The following is an 18,634-nucleotide window of genomic DNA, read 5'->3' as shown; positions in this document are numbered from 1 at the left end:
GAGACCGTGAAGCTCGCCCGCGACACCTGGCTGGTCTTCCAGCGCCAGCTGCTGCTCATGATCCGCACCCCGGTCTGGATCGCCGTCGGCATCATCCAGCCGCTGTTCTACCTCCTGCTGTTCGCGCCGCTGCTGAAGAAGGTGCTCGTCCCGGAGGGCACCGGCAGCTACGCCGACGCCTACCAGATCTACGTGCCGGGCCTGTTGGCGGTGCTGTGCATCTTCGGCGGGCTGTTCACCGGCTTCAGCCTGCTGGGCGAGCTCAAGGCCGGCATCATCGAACGCTCCCGGGTGACCCCGGTGAGCCGGCTGGCGCTGCTGCTCGGACGGGCGCTGCGCGAGATGGTCGCGCTGCTGGTGCAGGCCGTCCTGATCACCCTGATCGCGCTGCCGTTCGGGCTGCGGGTGAGCCCGCTGAACCTGCTGCTCGCGTACCTCCTGCTCGGTCTGCTGGCACTGATGACCTCGGCGATCTCCTTCGGCATCGCGCTGATGGTGCCGACGGACGCGGCGATGGCGCCGGTGGTCAACACCCTCGCGCAGCCGATCGCGCTGCTGTCGGGGGTGCTGCTGCCGCTCACCCTGGCGCCGGGGTGGTTGCAGCAGACGGCCAAGTGGAACCCCTTCTACTGGGCCGTGGAGGGCATGCGCGCGCTGTTCTCCGGGCACGCCGGGGACAGCGTGGTCTGGCAGGGGCTGCTGATCGTCGTGGTGATGACCGTCCTGGCGGTGTACTGGTCGGCCCGGCTGTTCTCCACCCGGGTGCGCTGACCGACGACGCGGGAGGGGCCCGGCTCGTTTCCACGAGCCGGGCCCCTCCGTCGTTCCCGAGCGGTCTCAGACCGCCATGAAGGCCGCCAGCCTGGCCACCCCGTCGATGATCTGCGCCTGCGTCAGCGAGCTGACCGACAGCCGCAGCCGGTGCTCGCCGCCGCCCGCCGGGTAGAACGGCGCCATCGGCGTCCAGAGCACCCCGTGGTCGCGGGCGCAGCGCTCCATGGCCGCCTCGTCGGCGACGAACGGCACTGTCAGCACGGCGAAGAATCCTCCGTCGGGCCGGTTCCAGGAGAGGCCCAGCCGGCGCCGAACGGAGGCGGGGAAGTGCCGGTCCAGCTCCCGCAGCAGGGTGTCCATGCCGGCCGCGTAGTGGGCCGTGGCACGGGCGTTGGCGGCCCGCAGGCGGCAGTCGTGGGTCAGCAGCATGCCGCCGATGACGGCCTGGCTGAGCGCGGGCGTGTTGACCGTCGTCATGCTCTTCAGCTTGGCCAGCTCGTCCGCGAGCAGGCTGTGCCGCCCGTCGGGGCCCGCCACCTCCTGGTCGGCGACCACGTAGCCGAGGCGCGCCCCGGGGAAGCAGGTCTTGGCGAAGGAGCCCAGGTAGACGACCTGGCGGCCGCGGTCCATCGCCTTCAGGGTGGGCCGCACTCCCGGGGTGCGGGAGAAGAAGCCGTACGGGTTGTCCTCGATGACGAGCACGCCCTCCTCGGCCGCGGCCTCCAGCAGCCCGGTGCGGCTCGCCACCGGCATGCTGGTCCCGGAGGGGTTGGCGAAGTCCGGGACGACGTAGAGGGCGCGCGGGCGGCGGCCCTCGGCGCGCACGGCCCTGGCCGCGGCCCGGACCGCCTCCGGGTCGGGGCCGCCGTCCGGGCCCTCGGGGACCGGGCGGACGGTCAGGTCGAGCAGCCGGGCCGCTCCGGTGACGCCGACGTAGCAGGGCGAGCTGACCAGCAGCACGTCGTCGGGGCCGGCGCACAGCGCGCGCAGCGTCAGCAGCATGCCCTCCTGGGCACCGACGGTGAGCACCACGGCGGCGGGGTCGACGGTCAGGCCCTCGTCGTTGGCCAGCGAGCGGGCGACCAGCTCGTTGATGACGCCCTTGGTCGGGCCGTACTGGAACAGCGCGGTGCGCACCGCGTCCCGGCCCAGGCCCCGGTCGGCCAGGTGGTCGAGGTAGGTCTCCAGGTAGGCGGGGACGTCCTCGGGTTCGAAGAAGCCCTCGTAGGGGCGGCCGGGGGCGAAGGAGACCGCGTCCGGGTAGCGGGTGGTGACCTCGTTGAGGAAGGTCATCGCGTCCAGCAGCGGGTCGGACAGGGAGGCGTGCAGCTCGTCCAGACGGAGGTTCACCGCAGCGCCTCCCGGAGGCAGTCGGCCGCGTACGCCTGGGCCTCGGCGGCGGCGTCCAGGGTGCCGGTCATGGCGAAGAAGCCGTGCGGCATGCCCTGGTAGCGGCGCAGCGTCACCGGCACCCCGGCGGCGCGCAGCGCCTCGGCGTACTGCTCGCCCTCGTCCCGCAGCGGGTCGTACTCGGCGGTCAGGACGGTCGCGGGCGGCAGGCCGGCCAGGCCGGCGGCGCGCAGCGGGGAGGCGTACGGGCTGTCGCCGTCGCCCCGGTCGGCCAGGTAGTGGTCCCAGTACCAGGCGACCGAGCGGCGGTTGAACAGCGCCGGGTCGTCGTTCTCGCGCAGCGACGGGGTGTCGGCGGCGTGGTCGGTGCAGGGGTAGACCATCAGCTGGTGGCGCACGGCCGGGCCGCCCTCGGCGCGCAGCAGCAGGGTGAGCGCGGCGGTGAGGTTGCCGCCGGCGCTGTCGCCGCCGAGCGCGACCCGGTCCGGGTCGATGCCGAACTCCTCGGCACGCTCGACGAGTTGGACCAGCGCGGCACGGCAGTCGTGCAGCGCCGCGGGAAAGGGGTGTTCGGGGGCGAGCCGGTAGCCGACGGACGCGGTGACGCAGCCGACGGCGTTGGTGAGCCGGCGGCAGATGGCGTCGCTGGTGTCGGGCGAGCCGAGCGTCCAGCCGCCGCCGAACAGGTAGAGCAGGGCGGGCAGTCGGCGGCCGGGCGCCTCGGGTCGGTAGAGCCGCAGGGCGAGTTCGCCACCGGGGCCCGGGATGCGGTGCTCCTCGACGGCGGCGACCGGCTCGGGCGTTCCGGCGGTCGCGAGGATGTCCGCGAGGTCGGCGGCGCGGGCGTCGTCGACGGTGAGGGTGTAGAGCTGCGGGGTACCGCTGCTCGCGCGCCGGGCGCGCAGGGCCTCGGCCTGGGGGTGCAGGGGCATGGGGCGGGTCCGTTCGGTGCGGTGGGCCGGGCTCAGCGGTCTGCCTCGACGTAGATCGTCTCATCGGTGCGGAAGGCCGTGTCGAGGTCGGCGACGTCGGACCGGACTCCCTGCCGGTAGGCGCACTTGCGGATCCGGTCGGGGTCGAAGCCGGCCCGGGTGAGGACGTGCCGCAGCTCGTCCAGGTCGTAGATCCACTGGTGACCGAAGTGCCGGAAGATCTGGTTGACCAGGAAGGCGGGACGCGCGGGCATCGGGGGGCCGAAGCCGAGGGTGGTCAGCCGGCGCCGGTGCTTGGCGAGGAACCCGTCGTCGGTGGCGTAGCCGACCAGGTAGCGGGCGAGGTCGGGGGTGGTCACGCGCAGCACGCCGCCGGGGCGCAGCACCCGGCGGACCTCGCGCAGCCAGCCGACGGCGACGGGCATGGTGACGTGCTCGATCAGGTGCTCGGCATACACCCAGTCGACGCTGGCGTCGGCGAAGGGCAGCGCCTCGGAGATGTCGAGACGGGTGAACCAGCGGTCGCCGTCGACCCGGTAGAGGGTGCCGGGCTCGGCGGTGGCGCCGGGGCTGCGCAGGGTGGCGAGGTCGCTGCCGAGCCCTTCCGGGTGGGCGGTCCTGAACGCTGCGAACTCGATGCCGGTGAGCCCGAGTTCGCGGAAGCCCGCGTGGTCGCGCGGCAGCCCGCCGGGATGTGCTTCGAGCGTCTCGCAGGTGGCTACCTGCTCGCTGAAGGTGTCCAGGCGGGCAGCCAGACCGTCCGGGTCGTCCCAGTCCCAGCCCGGGAATCGCTCGTTCTGCTCGTTCATGTGTCGGGCCTCCTGGTGGGATAACGCGGTTCGGGTGCCGCGCGGTTCAACTCGGGTGCCGCGCGGTTCAACCGTCACGCGCGGCGTTCGGGGAGGTGGCAGGTGCGGACCGGCCCCCGCCGGGGCTCAGCGGACCGGGCAGGGCCAGGGCGCGAGGACGGTGCGGTCCAGGTCGGCGAGGGTGGGGCGGCCCAACAGGGCCATGGTGTGCTCCAGTTCCTCGCCCAGCAGGTCGAGCACCCGGTGCACGCCGGCCTCGCCGTCGGTGGCCAGGCCCCAGAAGGCGGGGCGGCCGACCAGCACGGCGCGGGCGCCGAGGGCCAGGGCCGTCACGATGTCGGTGCCGCTGCGCACGCCGCCGTCGAACAGCACCGGCAGTCCGGCGGGAACGGCGTCGACCACTTCGGGGAGGGCGGCCAGGGCCGGGATCGCGCCGTCGAGTTGGCGTCCGCCGTGGTTGGAGACCAGGACGGCGTCGACGCCGTGCTCGACGGCCAGCCGGGCGTCCTCGGCGGTGAGGATGCCCTTGAGGACCAGGGGCAGCCGGGTGCGTTCGCGCAGCCAGGCCAGGTCGGCCCAGCTCAGGGTGGGGTCGAACTGCTCGCGGGCGTGCTCGGCGATGCCCGAACTGCCTCCGGCGGCCCGGTGGCTCGCGGACATCAGGGCCGGGTCCAGGTTGACCGCGCGGACGGCGGGCGGGATGGCGAAGCCGTTGCGCAGGTCGCGCAGCCGGCGGCCGATCCTCGGGGCGTCCACGGTCAGCACCAGCGCGCCGTAGCCGGCCGCCTCGGCGCGTTCCACCAGGGCGGCGAGGGCGGCGCGTTCGCGCAGCCAGTACAGTTGGAGCCAGAGCGGGCCGGTGGCGGCCTCGGCGATCTCCTCCAGGGTCCGGCTGGCGAACATCCCGGCGACCAGCAGGGCGCCGGCCCGGCCGGCGGCGCGCGCGGTGGCGGTCTCGCCCTCCGGGTCGATCAGCCGGTGGTAGGCCATCGGGGCGATCCCGAGCGGGAGTCGCAGCGGTGCGCCGAACAGGGTCAGCGCCGGGTCGCAGGCGGAGACGTCGACCAGGGTCCGCGGGCGCAGTGCATGGCGTCCGAACATCTCCTGGTTGGCCGTCAGGGTGCGTTCCGCGCCGCTGCCGCCTTCAATGAAATCCCATATTTCCGGTGGGAGTTGCGCACGTGCCGCGCGCTCGACCCCGGCCAGCGTGAGAGCTCCCACGGGCATTCCTCGTTCCAGGACGGCCACGCGCGGACCAGTCCCGATGGGGCAGCGTAGGAGCAACTTCCGCATTGGTATAGACCTTGATTTGACCATTCGTCTGTGCCATGGTCTGGCCACGGAATTGGCCGTTTGGTTTGTTTAACGGCGTCCATGTCAATCCCCTTACTTGTGTGGAGCCGTGTTGACCGGCTTTTCCCCCTCCGTACTTCCGCCTGCCTTCCAGCCGCACTCCGACGCCCCGGACTCCTGGGTCGACCGGCTGCTGCTGGCCGGCCCCGGCGGCGACGAGTGCCTGCGCCTCGGCGCGCCGTTCGACCGGGACGCCCTGCGCGCCCTGGTCGAGGAGCAGTCCGACCGGCTCGCCGCCGCCGGGCTCGGGCGCGGCGGGACGGCGGCCCTGCGGCTGCCGCCCTCCGTGGCGTTCGTCGCGGTGCTGCTGGCCTGCTGGCGGCTCGGTGCCCAAGTCGCACTCCTCGACCATCGGTTGACCGACCATGAGATCGACGCGGCGGTCGCGCGGCTGGCCCCTCAGGTGCTGGTAGGCTCCGCCCATCGGTCCACGGCGGCCCTGCGCGGCTTCTCCGAAGTCGAGCCGGTGGCCGTTCCGCTGGCGGACGGGCGCCCGGCCCGCACCGGACACGCGTTGATCCAGCTGAGTTCCGGATCCACCGGTCCGGCCAAGGTCATCGCCCGCACGGCGGCCGACCTGCTGCGCGAACTGGACTGCTACCGGAGGCTGGTGGAGTTCCCCGGCGAGGGCGAGCGGGTCATCCTGCTCTCCTCGGTGGTGCACGTGCTCGGCCTGGTCGGCGGGCTGCTCAACAGCCTGCACGCCAGGGTCGCGCTCACCGTGCCGGAGCGAATGACGGCGGCGGGCATCCTCGCCGAGGTCGCCGGGAGCGACCGGCCGACCACCGTGATCGGGGTGCCGTTCCACGCCGAACTGCTGGCGGGAGCGGTCGCTCCGCCTCCGCTGCCCTGGCTGCGACGGATGGTCGTGGCGGGCGAACTCGTCCGGCCCGGCCTGCCCGCGCTGTTCACCGAACGCTACGGCGTCCCGCTCGGCACCATGTACGGGATGACCGAGACCGGGGTGATCGCCACCGACCTCTCCGGCACGCTCCACCCCGCCAAGCAGCCCGTGCACGGCATGCGGATGCGCCTGGTGAAGGGCGAGTTGCAGCTCGGCTCGGCCTCCTCCCCGTACCCCGGGCTGGACGATCCGACCCGCTGGTCGGACGGCTGGCTGCACACCAGGGACGCCGCCGGGCTGGCCGCCGACGGCCTGGTCACCGTGCTCGGCCGGCTGGACTCCCAGGTCTCGATCGGCGGGCTGAAGGTCGACCTCACCGAGGTCGAGCAGACGCTCACCGCGCTGCCCGGGGTCCGCGAGGCCGTGGTGGTCTTCGACCGCGGCGCGATCGAGGCCTACCTGACCACCGAACCGGCCGCCGACCTCACCTCCGTCCAGGACGGGCTGGCCCGCCGGCTCGCCGCCTACAAGCGGCCGCGCCGGCTCGCCCTGCTCCCCGTACTCCCCCGCACCGCCACCGGAAAGCTGCTGCGCGACCCGGCCGCCCTGCGCGCGGGCGCCGCGGCCGCGGCCGCCGTCGGCTGACCGCAGCCCCGCCGCCCCGGCCGTACCCCGGGCGCGGCCCCGATCCGTCCGCACCACCACCCCGACGATCCGCACCACCCCCGACAAGGAGCACACCACCATGCAGGACCGCATCCGCGTCTTCGTCCTGGCGGCACTCGCCGAGATGCAGTACGACGTCTCCGAGGTCACCGGGGACACCGACCTCGGCCCGGCCGGGCTGGACCTCGAATCCCTCGCGCTGGCCGACCTGTCCGTGCAGGTCGAGGACGAGTTCGGGATCAAGTTCGACCTGGACGAGATGGAGACCACCGCGCTGATGACGCTGGACGAGTTCACCGCCGACGTCACCCGCCGGGTCGACGCCCTCGCCGCCACCTCCGGCAGCGCCGCGTGACCGGCACCCCGCTCCGCGACGCCCTGCCGGACCGGGCCGAGGTCCTGACCATGCTGGCGGCGTTCGGGCAGCGCGCCGTCGACGCCGTGCCCGAGGACCTCGGATCGCTCGAACTCACGTGGCTGATAGCCGAGTTCGAGCAGCGGTACGGGCTCCAGCTGGACCTGGACGACGACCGCTTCGGCGCGGTCAGGACCGTCGACGACGCCACCGAGCTGCTGCGCGAGGCCGTCCTCGCCGACCGCGCGGGCGCCCGGCCGTGAACCCCGCCAGCACGGGCTCGGGACCGCCGGGCCCGGCGGCCGGGCGGCCGGTGGTCACCGGCGTCGGCGTGCTCAGCGCCGCCGGGCGCGGCCTCGACGCGCTCACCGAGGCCGCCGCGTACGGCAAGACCGCTTTCGGCCCGGTCACCCGCTTCGACGTGAGCGCCCGCCGCACCACCAGCGCCGCGCTGTTCCCCGACACCCTGCCACTGGCCCGCACCTTCCCGCTGGCCGGGGCCGTGCTCGACGCGATCGGCCAGGCCTGCCGACAGGCCGGGCTGACCGCCGCCGAGGGTGCCGGGCTGCCCGTGCTGCTCGCGCTGCACAGCGACGAACGCACCCGCGCCACCGCCGACGCGGTGGCCGCGGGACTCCGTACCGACTGGGGCGCGCCCGGTGTCACCCGGGTCTACACCGGCGCCTGTGTGGCCGCCGCGACCGCCGTCGCCGACGCCGGGGCCCTGGTGGCCGGCGGACGGCACGAGCGGGTCCTGGTCGCGGCCGGACACCTGGTCGAACCGGGCGTGTTCGCGGTCTTCGACGCCGGACGGGCGCTGGCCAGGGACGGCGAGGCACGCCCGTTCAGCGCCGGCCGCACCGGCACCCTGCTCGCCGACGCGGCCGCCGCCGTCCTGGTCGAGGCCGCCCCGGCCGCCGAACGGCGCGGTGCGTCCACGCTCGCCCGGCTGGCCGGCTGGGGCCGGGCCGGGGACGCCCACCACGTCTGCCGCCCGGAGCCGGAGGGCACCGGGGCGGTCCGGGCGATCGAGGCCGCGCTCACCCGCGCGGGCGTCGCCCCGGCCGAGATCGGCTACGTCAACGCCAACGGCACCGGCTCCACGCTCGCCGACCGGGCCGAGGCCAACGCCCTGCGCAGCGTGTTCGGCCCGCACACCGACCGCCTGCCGGTCAGCTCCAGCAAGTCCGTGCACGGGCACGCCCTGGAAGCCTCGGCACTGCTCGAACTCGCCGTCACCATCGGCGCGTTGGAAACCGGACTGCTCCCGGTCAACGCCGGCTGGCTCGGCCCCGACCCGGACCTCGCCCTGGACCTCGTCCTGGACGGCCCGCGCGCCGCCCGCCCCTCGTACGCACTCAGCCTCAACTCCGCCTTCGGCGGCGCCAACACCGCGCTGCTGCTGGCCCCGGGATGACCATCACCGCCATGACCACCCCTGACGACCACACCCACGGACTGCGGATCCTCGCCGAGGCCCGCCGCCCCGCGCCCGGCCTGGACGGGCCACCGCCACCGCTGCCCGGCTTCGCCGCCTCCGGCTTCAACCCGCTGGTCGCCGACACCGCCGAGCGCTGTCTGCGCGCCCACCACGGCCCACCGCCCGCCCCCGGACGGACCGCTCTGCTGCTGGCCAGCGCGAGCGGCGACCTGGAGACCGCGCGGGCCATCGAACGGAGCGCCGAACCCGGACAGCGGACCGGACCGCTGCTGTTCTTCCAGTCCAACCCCAACGCCGTCCTCGGACACGTCTCCGCGCGCTGGGGCCTGACCGGCCCCGTCGCGGCGATCTCCCTGGCCGAGGCCGACCCCGGCCGCGTCCCGGCCGAGGTGTTCGAGTTCGCCGCGCTGCTGCTGGCGGACGGCGACGCCGACCACGTGCTGGCCATCGCCGTCGAACAGACACCGGACGGGGACCAGGCCGCCGCCGTCCTGCTCGCCGGCCCGCCGGCCTGAACCCGGACGGCCGAACCGGGCCGGACCCGAGCCGGACCGAATCCGGGGGAAGTGAACCCGCCACCGGCCCCCGGCCGTACCAATCATCGAGGCCCGACGCCTGACGCAGCCGCACCCGGCACACCAGCGCCCCGCCCGAACCCGCCCGCCGCCCCGTGGCCACCCCGCCGCCCGCGCGGCCGACCGACCTGCCACCTGATCAGCCGCCCGGGCCACCCACCGGCCCCGAGGGAGGGATCCACCCCCGTGACCATCCGCAGCCTCCGCACCCAGCTCGCGGACGACCCCGACGTGGGCGCCGGCAACGTCCTGACCGCCCGGATCGCCCTCGGGCAGGACCTGGACGTGCCGCTGCTCCGCTTCGACACCGCGGTGGACGACCACCCCGCCTGGCAGCCGTTCACCCTGCGCGAGCTGGACCGCGCCGTCCGGGCCCGCGCCGCCGCGCTGCACGGCCTGGGCATCACCCGGCGCGACCCGGTGGTGGTGTACGCGAGCGACGCCGCCGACCACGTGCTCTCCTTCCTCGCCCTGGCCCGGCTCGGCGCCATCCCCGCGCTGCTCAACCCCAACCTGGACGGCGAGCGCGCCGCCCGCTACATCGCCCGCCTCGGCGCGGCCGGCGTCCTCGCCGACCCGGCCCACCTGGACGCGCTGGCCGGTCACGACCCCGGCGCCCCGCTGCTGCCCGAGATCGCCACCCTCGGCGCCGGTGACCCGGACGCGGCACCCGAGCCGTACCGGCACTGGTCCGGCGACCCGGTGGCGATCACCCACTCCTCCGGCACCACCGGGATGCCCAAGGCGGTCGTCCACTCCCACGCGAGCCTGTACGCGGCGATCCGCCACCGGCTGCGACTGCCCCGCCCACAGGGCCAGGAGCGGATGCTCAGCGCGCTGCCCGCCCCGCACGCCGCCACCCTGATCGCGCTCAACCTCGCGCTCAGCTCGCACACCGAACTCGCCCTGCTCTCCCGGCAGTCCGGCGACGGCGTGCTGGACGCGATCGAGCAGTGGCAGCCCACCGGGGTGATCGGCTTCGCCGCCACCTGGGCCGACCTCGCCCGCCACGACCTCACCGCCAGGGACCTGGCCTCCGTCGCGCTCTGGTGGAACACCGGCGACTGCGCCCACGAGGTGCACATCCGCCGGCTGATCGCCACCGGCAGCCGGGAGACCGTCACCCGGGCCGGCCGCGCCCGCGTCCCCGGCTCCCAGTTCGTGGACGGCCTCGGCTCCACCGAGATGGGCCACTCGCACTTCTTCATCACCCACGGCCCCGGCACCGAGCGCTACGGGCGCTGCGTGGGCCGCCCGCACGCCTTCGTCGACTGCGAGGTGGTCGGCCCCGACGGCGAGCCGCTCGGCCCCGGCGAGGTCGGCGAACTCGCCACCACCTCACCCACCCTGGCGCTCGGCTACTGGAACGACTCGGCCACCACCTTCCGCACCCGGCTGCGCGGCCGCTTCCTCACCGGGGACCTGATGTACCGGGACGAGGAGGGCTACTACTACCACGTGGACCGGGCCGTCGACTCGGTCGAACTCGGCGACGGCAAGCGGCTGTTCACCGCCATGTCGGAGGAGCGCGTGCTGGCCGCCTGCCCCGACGTGCTGGACTGCACGGTGGTCGCGGTGCGCGACGGCGAGCACGTGGTCACCGACGTGCTGCTGCTCCTCGCCGCGGACGCCGACCAGGCCGCGGACCGCACCGCGGCGGTCGTCGCCGCCCTGGACGAGGCCGCCGCCGCGACCGTCCGCAAGGTGCTGGTGGTCTCCCCCGGCGACATCCCGCTCGGCCCGACCGGCAAGGTCCGCAAGGTCCTGCTGCGGCAGGTCCACCTGGCGGCGGTGGGCGCGTGAGCGGGCGAACCGCCGGGAGGCGCGCGTCGCACCGGGCGACCGCCCAGAGGTCCGCGTCGCACCGAGCGACCGCCGAGCGAAGCGAGGTACCCGCATGAACGCCCGCCCCGGAGCCGTCGTCACCGGCATCGGCCTGGTCTCCCCGCTCGGCCGCGAGCCCGCCGAGGTGTTCGAGGCGCTCACCGCCGGCCGCTCCGGCCTGAGCGCCCTCCCCGAGGGCCACGCCGCCCACGGCTGGCTGCCCGCCGCCGGGCTCGCCCCCGCCGTGGACGGCAGGGAGGTGCTGCCGCCCACCGAGACCCGCTGCGTGGACCGCTTCGTACTGCTCGCCCTGGCCGCCGCCGACGACGCGCTCGCCGACGCCGGCCTGGCCGTAGGCCGGGACGCCGACCCGCACCGCACCGCCGTGGTGCTGGCCACCGGCGGCGGCGGACTGGAGACCTTCGAGCAGCAGTCCCACCGCCGCCTGGAGCGCGGACGGCCCGGCGTCAGCCCGTACCTGCTGCCCGGCATGCTCTCCAACATGGCCGCCGCCAGGATCGCCATCAAGCACGGCATCCGGGGCTACAGCTCCGCCGTGGTGACGGCCTGCGCGGCCGGCGCCCAGGCGATCGCCGAGGGGCTGCGGCTGATCCGGGCCGGCGACGCCGACGTGGTGGTGTGCGGCGGCACCGAGTCCTCGCTGCACCCGACCATCGCCGCCGCCTTCACCAACGCCCGTGCGCTGGCGCATGGTTGGGAGGATCCCGCGCAGGCCAGCCGGCCGTTCGACAGCCACCGGAACGGCTTCGTGCTGGGCGAGGGCAGCGCCGTCCTGGTCCTGGAGCGGGCCGAGCACGCCGAGGCGCGCGGCGCCGCCGGGTACGCGGACGTCATCGGCTGGGGCGCCTCCACCGACGCCCACCACCCGACCATGCCCCGCCCCGACGGCACCGGCGCCGCCGACGCGATGCGCGCCGCCCTCGCCAACGCGGGCCTCGCCCCGGGCGACATCGACTACGTGAACGCCCACGGCACCGGCACCAAGCTCGGTGACGTCGCCGAGACCGCCGCCCTGAACGCCGTGTTCGGCGCCCGGCCGCCCGCGGTCAGCTCCACCAAGGGCGCCACCGGCCACCTCCTGGGCGCCGCGGGCGCGCTGGAGGCGGCGGTGACCGCCCTGGCGGTGGCCAGGGGAACGCTGCCGCCGACCCTCAACCTCACCGACCCCGACCCGGCCTGCGACCTGGACCACGTCCGGGGCGCCGCCCGGTCCACCCCGGTGCGCGCCGCGCTGAGCAACGCCTTCGCCTTCGGCGGCCACAACCTCAGCCTGATCCTCGGCCCGGCCTCCACCCGGTCGACCCGCTAGCCCTCGCCCGCTGCCGCCGCCCGCCGCCGCGCGGCGGCAGCGCGCCGATCCTCGATCCACCATCCCTCCGGGGGGAGATCCCGTTGTCCATCCAGACCATCACCCACGTCGAGTTCCACTGCGCGGACGCCGACAAGGCCGCGGCCGGCCTCGGCGCCGACCACGGCTTCACCGCCGACGCGCCCGCCACCACGCCGGACGGCGCCCGCACCATCGCACTGCGCCAGGGCACCATCCGGCTGCACCTGACCTCCGCCGCCGACCCGGAGCACCCGGTGGCCGAGTACGTCTCCCGGCACGGCGACGGCGTCGCGGTCCTCGCGCTCGGCTGCGCCGACCCGGCGGCAGCGCTGGAACACGCCGAGCGGCACGGCGCCCGGGTGCTCGACCGGGCCGGCCGCCTGATCGCCGGCTTCGGCGACACCGCGCTGCGCCTGGTGCCGCTCGGGACGGACGGCCCCACCCCGGAGCCCCGTCTGCTGGACGACCTCGACCACGTCGCGATCTGCCTGCCGGCCGGATCGCTCGCGGACTCCGTACGGTTCTGCGAGGCCGCGCTGGGCTTCCGCACGATCTTCGAGGAGTACATCGAGGTCGGCGAGCAGGCGATGGACTCCAAGGTGGTGCAGAGCCCCTCCGGCGGCGTCACCTTCACCCTGATCGAGCCCGACCCCACCCGGCGGCCCGGCCAGATCGACGACTTCCTCGCCGCCCACGGCGGGGCCGGCGTCCAGCACCTCGCCTTCAGCACCCGCGACATCGCCGGCGCCGTCCGGACCGCCCGGGAGCGCGGCGTGGAGTTCCTCACCACGCCGGGCGCCTACTTCGACGCCCTGGCCGAGCGCGTCGGCGAGACCGCCATCCCGGTGGAGACCCTGCGCGACCTGAACGTCCTGGTCGACCAGGACCACGGGGGCCAGTTGTTCCAGATCTTCGCCCGCTCGACACACCCCCGGCGCACCTACTTCCTCGAACTGATCGAGCGCCAGGGAGCGGGTACGTTCGGCACCGCGAACATCAAGGCCCTCTACGAGGCCGTCGAGCGCCAGAACCCCGACGCCGAGCGGCCCGCCCCCGCACATCCGAAGGAGGCCCGTCCGATGACCCCAGCCCCCGGCTTCCGGCTCACCGAGGCCGAACTCGCCCTGCTGCCCACCCCCGAGGAGGTGGCGCACTACCGCGAACACGGCTGGTACCTGTCCCGCAGGCTCTTCAGCGACGAGGAACTGGACGCCCTCCAGGCCGCCACCGAGGAGTACTACGCCGGCCACCGGGACCGCGAACTGCCCGGCCGGCCGCCCCGGCTGGCCTCCTGGCGGCCCGAGGACGGCCCGGTCCAGCGGCACAACGACTACGTGCACTACGAGAGCGACGCCGTCGGCGCGATCCTGCGCAAGCCGCTGGTCGGCGCGGTGGCCGCCCTGCTCGCCGGGGCCGAGGAGATCCGGGTCTTCCAGTCGACGCTCATCTACAAGCCGCCGGTGCCCGAGGAGCCCAGCAACCGGGTGCCGTGGCACTTCGACAAGCACTACTGGCAGACCTGCACCTCCGAGGAGATGCTCACCGCCTTCATCCCGTTCCACGACTGCCGCGAGGAGAACGGCACCATCACCATGGTCGACGGCAGCCATCGCTGGCAGGAGCTGCCCTCCGGCGAGGACTCCACCCGGCACTTCGCCGACCGTGACGGCTCCGAACTCGAGGACATCCTGTCCGCCAACGCCGCCCACAACGGGCAGCAGGTGCGCAAGGTGCCGATGCTGATCCCGCGCGGCCACATCTCCTTCCACCACTGCCGCACCTACCACGGCAGCGGGCCCAACCTGGCCTCGTACCCGCGCCGGGCGGTCTCGCTGCACCTCCAGGACGGCGCCAACGAGTACCGCCGGCACGACCGGGCGGACGGCGAGGCCGTGGTGTACAACCACGACGTGCTGGTGCGTCTCACGGAGGACGGCCGGCCGGACTACGCCGACCCGGAGTTCTGCCCGGCGGTCTGGCGGGGCCGGCCGTGACCGCGCCCGCACACCCGGCCGACGGCCGTCCGGCGCCGGGCGGTCCGGCCCCGCTGGACACCCCGGCCGAGCGCTACCGGATGCTGCGGCTGATCCGCGGCTTCGAGGAGCTGGCGCTCGGCCTGGTGAAGGCCGGCGCGATCCCCGGCGGCATCCACCCGTACATCGGGCAGGAGGCCGTCGCGGTCGGCGTCTGCTCCGCGCTCGGCCCGGCCGACCGGCTCGCCAGCACCCACCGCGGCCACGGCCACGTGCTCGCCCGGGGCACCGCGCCGCACCGGCTGCTGGCCGAACTCCTGGGGCGGGTCGGCGGGTCGAACGGCGGCCGGGGCGGCTCGATGCACGCCGCCGACTTCTCGCTGGGCATCCTCGGGGCCAACGGCATGGTCGGCGCGGGTGCGCCGATCGCGGTCGGCGCCGCCTGGGCGGCGCGGGCCGAAGCCGGCTCGACCGGCTCGGGCCCGGCGGACCCGGCCGGCCGGATGCCGGTCGCGGTGGCCTTCTTCGGCGACGGCGCGCTCAACCAGGGCGTCCTGCTGGAGTCGCTCAACCTCGCCGCGATGTGGCGCCTGCCGGTGCTGTTCGTCTGCGAGGACAACGGCTACGCCACCACCCTGCCCGCCGCCACCGCCGTCGCGGGCAGTGCCACCGGACGGGCGGCTGCCTTCGGCATCCCCGCCGAGGAGGTGGACGGCATGGACACCGAGGCCGTCCGCGCCGCCGCGCTGCGCGCCGTCGGGCGGGCCAGGAGCGGCGGCGGCCCCGGCTTCCTGGCCTGCCGCACCTACCGCTACGAGGGCCACCACACCATGGAGCGCCGGATGAAGCTGCGCTACCGCGCCCCCGAGGAGGTCGAGGCCTGGCGCGAGCGCGACCCGCTCCCCAGGGCCGCCGCCCTGCTCGACCCCGCGACGGTCGCAGGGCTGGACCGGTCGGTGGCCGAACAGCTCGCCGCCGCCGAGGAGTTCGCCCTCGCTTCCGAGCACCCTGACCCGGCGGGCGCGCTGGACCACCTGTACGCCGACGGGCTGCGGCCCCGGGCGGGAGTGACACCGTGACCAGGCTCTCGTACACCAAGGCGCTGAACCGGGCCCTGGCCGACGAACTCGCCGCCGATCCGGCGGTCTGCGTCTTCGGCGAGGACATCGGCGCCGGTCTGGCCGGGCCCACGCTCGGTCTGCTGGACCGCTTCGGGCCCGGACGGATCGTCGACACCCCGCTGTCCGAGCAGGCCTTCACCTCGATGGCGGTCGGCGCCGCGCTGGCCGGCCGGCGTCCGGTGCTGGAGTTCCAGATCCCGTCCCTGCTGTTCCTGGTCTTCGAGCAACTCGTCAACCAGGCCCACAAGTTCTCGTTGATGACCGGCGGCCAGGCCACCGTCCCACTGACCTGCCTGGTGCCCGGTTCCGGCTCCCGGGACGGCTGGGCCGGACAGCACTCCGACCACCCGTACAGCCTGTTCGCGCACGCCGGGGTGAAGACCGTGGTGCCCGCCACCCCGACCGACGCCTACGGCCTGCTGCGCTCGGCGATCCGGGACCCGGACCCGGTCGTGGTGTTCGCGCCCGCCGCCGCGATGCCGGTGCGCGAGACCGTCACCTGGGAACTCGCGCCCGTGCCGCTCGGCCGGGCCCGGATCCACCGCCCGGGCACCGATGTCACCGTGGTCGCCCTCGGGCACCTGGTGCACGACGCCCTCGCGGTCGCCGAGGAGCTGGCGCCGGACCTCTCGGTGGAGGTCCTCGACCCGCGCACGGTGTACCCCTTCGACTGGCAGGCGCTCGCCGACTCGCTGGAGCGCACGGGGCGGCTGGTCGTCCTGGACGACTCCAACCGCAGCTGCGGCTTCGGCGCCGAGGTGCTGGCCACCGCCGCCGAGGAGATGCGCCTGGTCGCCCCGCCCCGCCGGATCACCCGCCCGGACGGCGCCGTGCTCCCCTTCGCCCCGGCGCTCGACCGCGCCGTCCAGCCCGGCCGCGAGCAACTGCGGCACGCGCTGGACCTGGTGATGAAGCACCGCTGACCACAGCCAGCCCGACCGAAGACCGACGAAGACCTACCGAAGACCTACCGAGGCCATCGGCCCGACCAAGGAGTCGCGTTGTCCGCAAACCGCTATCACTGGGACCGCTCACACCCCGGCCTGACCAGCCTCCAGCAGGCCATCGACCCGCTGCGCCGCGAGGTGGTCGAGCACTCGGTGTACCGCGCGCTCACCGGCATCGAGCGCGTCCGCACCTTCCTGGGCAGCCACGTCTTCGCCGTCTGGGACTTCATGTCGCTGCTCAAGAGCCTCCAGCGCGACCTCACCTGCGTGGACGTGCCGTGGGTCCCCAACGGCCCGACCGCCAGCCGGCGGCTGATCAACGAGATCGTGCTGGTCGAGGAGAGCGACGAGCTCGGCGAGGGCTACACCAGCCACTTCGAGCTGTACGTGGAGGGCATGCGGCAGGCCGGGGCCGACCCGCGGCCGATCGAGGAGTTCCTGGCCCTGCTGGGTTCGGGCACCGCCGTCCCGGACGCCCTGAAGAACGCCGGAGTGCCGCAGCCGGCCCTGGACTTCAGCTCCACCACCTGGTCGATCGTGGAGAACGCGCCGGTGCACTGCCGGGCCGCCGCCTTCGCCTTCGGCCGCGAGGACCTGATCCCGGACATGTTCGCCCAGGTCATCCGGATCGACGACCCGGAGGGCGCGCTCACCGTCTTCAAGGACTACCTGGCCCGTCACATCGAGGTCGACGGTGAGCAGCACACCCCGATGGCGATGCAGATGCTGATCGACCTGTGCGGCGACGACCAGGACAAGTGGGACGCCTGCGCCGAGACGGTCCGCACCGCGCTGCGCGCCCGGATCCAGCTGTGGACCGCGATCGAGCGGTCCTTCTGACCGGCGGTCCTTCCGAGGCCCGCCGCCGTCGCGGGCCGCACCGGGTGGCCACGGGGAACCGTCCCCGTGGCCACCCGGCTTCGCGTCGTGCGGGGCGGCTCAGACCACCTTGGGCAGCACCCCGGCCGCGGCGGGCGGCTGGTCCTCCGCCCGCCGGAAGCGGTGCAGCGCCGCCCGGCCCTGCGCTCCGCGGACCCGGGCGGCGAGCCTGGCGGGCAGCACGACGGTGGCCAGCCGGCCCTCGCCGCGGTACCCCTCGACCGTCCAGCAGACCCACGGGATCGGATAGTTGGCCGCCGGGCTGAAGAACACCGGGCGCTGCCCCTGAAAGGTCACCGTGTAGACGCCGAAGCCGCTCCAGTTGGAGAAGCTGAACCGGCGTGCCGCCGGGTCGAAGCCCAGCGGCACGCAGTCGCGCAGCCGGGAGCGTCCCAGGGAGGCGAGGAACCACAGGTTGGCACGGAGGTTGAGGTGCGCGGTCGGGAACTCCTCGACCGCCGTGCGCAGCGCGCCCGCCAGCGCCGCCGGGCCGTCCTCGGGCCGGTGCGGCACGTGGACCTCGCTCAGCAGGTTGCCCACCAGCGCGGGCGGGAGACCGAGCCAGCGGCGGGCGTTGACCGGCACGGTCAGCATCCGCTCGGCGTCATCCCCGTCCAACTCCCGCAGGGTGCTGACCAGGTGGGCACAGAGGACATCCCCGGAGGAGAGCCGCCGGCCGACCGCTTCGCCGAACTCCTCGCTCATCCTGGCCAGTTCGGAGTCGGTGAAGGCGATCTGGACGAGCCGGTTCGCCAGCGGGCCGGTCGCCAGCTCGCGGGCCAGCAGCTCCGCCTCCGCCTCCGAGGGCAGCCGGAAGCCGGGCCGTCCGCAGTCCTCGACGGGAAGTATCTTGTCCAGCAACTCGTCCTGATCGTCGACGAGTTCGGCCTCCGGAAGCGGTTCGCCCTCGACCGCGGCGGACCAGCTCCGCAACAGCAGCATGAAGCTGTTCAGGTCACCGACCGCGTGGTGCCAGGAGCAGCCGACCACCGTCCCGCCGTCGGCCGTACGGGTCACCCGGACGGTGAGCAGCGGGACGCCCCCGGCGCGCGCGGCGGGGGCGTCCAGCGGGGCGACCAGTTCGGAGCCCACCGCCGTGGCCCGGCCCATCGCCTCGGCGAGCGTGCCCTCCACGGTGTAGGACTCGAACGGCACGCCGGCGTCGTCGCAGACCGCCTCCAGGACGCCCTCGACGGTGCGCAGCCGGCCGGCGAAGACCGGCACCCGCTCCAGTGCGCGGGCCAGGCCGGCGGCGAGCCGGTCGTCGTCCAGCGGGCGGTCGAAGCAGAGCACCACCGAGACGGCGAGGTCGGCGAGCATGGTGTCCATCAGTCCGCAGCGCAGCACCCGTCCGGTGGCGTGGCCGGCCCGGACGGTCCTGGATCTTCGCAACTGCGGCCAGATGCTCATGGGTTCCGTTCCGAAGCACTCGACGACGAC

At 74.6% G+C, this 18,634-nt stretch carries 16 protein-coding genes and 1 pseudogene; 12 read left to right on the top strand and 5 right to left on the bottom strand.

Annotated features, from left to right (window positions below; genetic code table 11):
- Positions 1–6: 6 nt before the first annotated feature.
- Positions 7–771 (top strand): ABC transporter permease, encoded by a 765-nt coding sequence (locus ACZ7C5_RS17540; RefSeq protein WP_401084204.1) that lies wholly within the window; start codon positions 7–9, stop codon positions 769–771.
- Positions 772–837: 66 nt separating this feature from the next.
- On the opposite strand, the pseudogene ACZ7C5_RS17535 reads toward ACZ7C5_RS17540, so the two are convergent.
- The 4 genes and pseudogenes from ACZ7C5_RS17535 to ACZ7C5_RS17520 form a co-directional block, all read right to left on the bottom strand.
- Positions 838–1,932: pseudogene (locus ACZ7C5_RS17535) on the bottom strand (aminotransferase-like domain-containing protein); the annotation flags it as partial.
- Positions 1,933–2,120: 188 nt separating this feature from the next.
- Positions 2,121–3,056 (bottom strand): alpha/beta hydrolase, encoded by a 936-nt coding sequence (locus ACZ7C5_RS17530; protein WP_401084203.1) that lies wholly within the window; start codon positions 3,054–3,056, stop codon positions 2,121–2,123.
- A 32-nt stretch (positions 3,057–3,088) separates the two neighbouring features.
- Positions 3,089–3,865 carry a class I SAM-dependent methyltransferase gene (locus ACZ7C5_RS17525; protein ID WP_188299038.1) on the bottom strand — a complete coding sequence of 259 codons (777 nt, stop codon included), beginning with the start codon at positions 3,863–3,865 and terminating at the stop codon, positions 3,089–3,091.
- A gap of 126 nt (positions 3,866–3,991) precedes the next feature.
- Positions 3,992–5,092: an alpha-hydroxy acid oxidase gene (locus ACZ7C5_RS17520; protein ID WP_470322880.1), complete on the bottom strand. Its 1,101-nt coding sequence runs from the start codon at positions 5,090–5,092 to the stop codon at positions 3,992–3,994.
- Positions 5,093–5,267: 175 nt separating this feature from the next.
- Here ACZ7C5_RS17520 and ACZ7C5_RS17515 point away from each other — a divergent pair, with 175 nt between their 5' ends.
- The 11 genes from ACZ7C5_RS17515 to ACZ7C5_RS17465 all read left to right on the top strand — a co-directional run bounded on the left by ACZ7C5_RS17515 (position 5,268) and on the right by ACZ7C5_RS17465 (position 17,155).
- Complete coding sequence (locus ACZ7C5_RS17515; protein WP_470322879.1) at positions 5,268–6,707, top strand: class I adenylate-forming enzyme family protein; 1,440 nt, start codon at positions 5,268–5,270, stop codon at positions 6,705–6,707.
- A gap of 100 nt (positions 6,708–6,807) precedes the next feature.
- On the top strand, positions 6,808–7,083 hold the full coding sequence (locus tag ACZ7C5_RS17510; RefSeq protein ID WP_401084197.1) for a phosphopantetheine-binding protein: 276 nt from the start codon (positions 6,808–6,810) through the stop codon (positions 7,081–7,083).
- Positions 7,080–7,346, top strand: coding sequence for an acyl carrier protein (locus ACZ7C5_RS17505; protein ID WP_401084195.1), 267 nt, complete (start codon positions 7,080–7,082; stop codon positions 7,344–7,346). Before ACZ7C5_RS17510 ends, ACZ7C5_RS17505 begins: the two co-directional genes overlap by 4 nt.
- Entirely contained in the window at positions 7,343–8,500 is a 1,158-nt protein-coding gene (locus ACZ7C5_RS17500) for a beta-ketoacyl synthase N-terminal-like domain-containing protein (protein WP_401084193.1), read from the top strand. The genes ACZ7C5_RS17505 and ACZ7C5_RS17500 overlap by 4 nt, the downstream gene beginning before the upstream one ends.
- Positions 8,501–8,511: 11 nt before the next feature.
- Positions 8,512–9,039, top strand: coding sequence for a hypothetical protein (locus tag ACZ7C5_RS17495; protein WP_401084191.1), 528 nt, complete (start codon positions 8,512–8,514; stop codon positions 9,037–9,039).
- A 246-nt stretch (positions 9,040–9,285) separates the two neighbouring features.
- Positions 9,286–10,902, top strand: a complete 1,617-nt coding sequence (locus ACZ7C5_RS17490) for a class I adenylate-forming enzyme family protein (RefSeq protein WP_401084189.1) — start codon at positions 9,286–9,288, stop codon at positions 10,900–10,902.
- A gap of 94 nt (positions 10,903–10,996) precedes the next feature.
- Complete coding sequence (locus ACZ7C5_RS17485) at positions 10,997–12,253, top strand: beta-ketoacyl-[acyl-carrier-protein] synthase family protein (RefSeq protein WP_401084187.1); 1,257 nt, start codon at positions 10,997–10,999, stop codon at positions 12,251–12,253.
- A gap of 83 nt (positions 12,254–12,336) precedes the next feature.
- Positions 12,337–14,268, top strand: coding sequence for a 4-hydroxyphenylpyruvate dioxygenase (hppD, locus tag ACZ7C5_RS17480; RefSeq protein ID WP_401084185.1), 1,932 nt, complete (start codon positions 12,337–12,339; stop codon positions 14,266–14,268).
- Positions 14,265–15,326, top strand: coding sequence for a thiamine pyrophosphate-dependent dehydrogenase E1 component subunit alpha (locus ACZ7C5_RS17475; RefSeq protein ID WP_401084183.1), 1,062 nt, complete (start codon positions 14,265–14,267; stop codon positions 15,324–15,326). Before hppD ends, ACZ7C5_RS17475 begins: the two co-directional genes overlap by 4 nt.
- Complete coding sequence (locus ACZ7C5_RS17470; protein WP_401084181.1) at positions 15,323–16,291, top strand: alpha-ketoacid dehydrogenase subunit beta; 969 nt, start codon at positions 15,323–15,325, stop codon at positions 16,289–16,291. Before ACZ7C5_RS17475 ends, ACZ7C5_RS17470 begins: the two co-directional genes overlap by 4 nt.
- A gap of 78 nt (positions 16,292–16,369) precedes the next feature.
- The gene (locus tag ACZ7C5_RS17465) at positions 16,370–17,155 is read left to right on the top strand and encodes a DUF3050 domain-containing protein (RefSeq protein WP_401084179.1); all 786 of its coding nucleotides are present in this window, start codon (positions 16,370–16,372) and stop codon (positions 17,153–17,155) included.
- A 99-nt stretch (positions 17,156–17,254) separates the two neighbouring features.
- On the opposite strand, the gene ACZ7C5_RS17460 is transcribed toward ACZ7C5_RS17465, so the two are convergent.
- Positions 17,255–18,604 carry an acyltransferase gene (locus tag ACZ7C5_RS17460; RefSeq protein ID WP_470322878.1) on the bottom strand — a complete coding sequence of 450 codons (1,350 nt, stop codon included), beginning with the start codon at positions 18,602–18,604 and terminating at the stop codon, positions 17,255–17,257.
- Between the last annotated feature and the right edge of the window lie 30 nt (positions 18,605–18,634).

Source organism: Kitasatospora sp. NPDC036993, assembly GCF_055607525.1.
The sequence above is the reverse complement of the archived record's forward strand: the minus strand, read 5'-3'. Positions and strand labels throughout refer to the sequence as shown.

Coding starts and splice junctions, on each gene's coding strand:
- ACZ7C5_RS17460 (WP_470322878.1), bottom strand. CDS start 18,604: ATGAGCATCTGGCCGCAGTTGCGAAGATCCAGGACCGTCCGGGCCGGC.
- ACZ7C5_RS17485 (WP_401084187.1), top strand. CDS start 10,997: ATGAACGCCCGCCCCGGAGCCGTCGTCACCGGCATCGGCCTGGTCTCC.
- ACZ7C5_RS17530 (WP_401084203.1), bottom strand. CDS start 3,056: ATGCCCCTGCACCCCCAGGCCGAGGCCCTGCGCGCCCGGCGCGCGAGC.
- ACZ7C5_RS17520 (WP_470322880.1), bottom strand. CDS start 5,092: ATGCCCGTGGGAGCTCTCACGCTGGCCGGGGTCGAGCGCGCGGCACGT.
- ACZ7C5_RS17525 (WP_188299038.1), bottom strand. CDS start 3,865: ATGAACGAGCAGAACGAGCGATTCCCGGGCTGGGACTGGGACGACCCG.
- ACZ7C5_RS17495 (WP_401084191.1), top strand. CDS start 8,512: ATGACCACCCCTGACGACCACACCCACGGACTGCGGATCCTCGCCGAG.
- ACZ7C5_RS17510 (WP_401084197.1), top strand. CDS start 6,808: ATGCAGGACCGCATCCGCGTCTTCGTCCTGGCGGCACTCGCCGAGATG.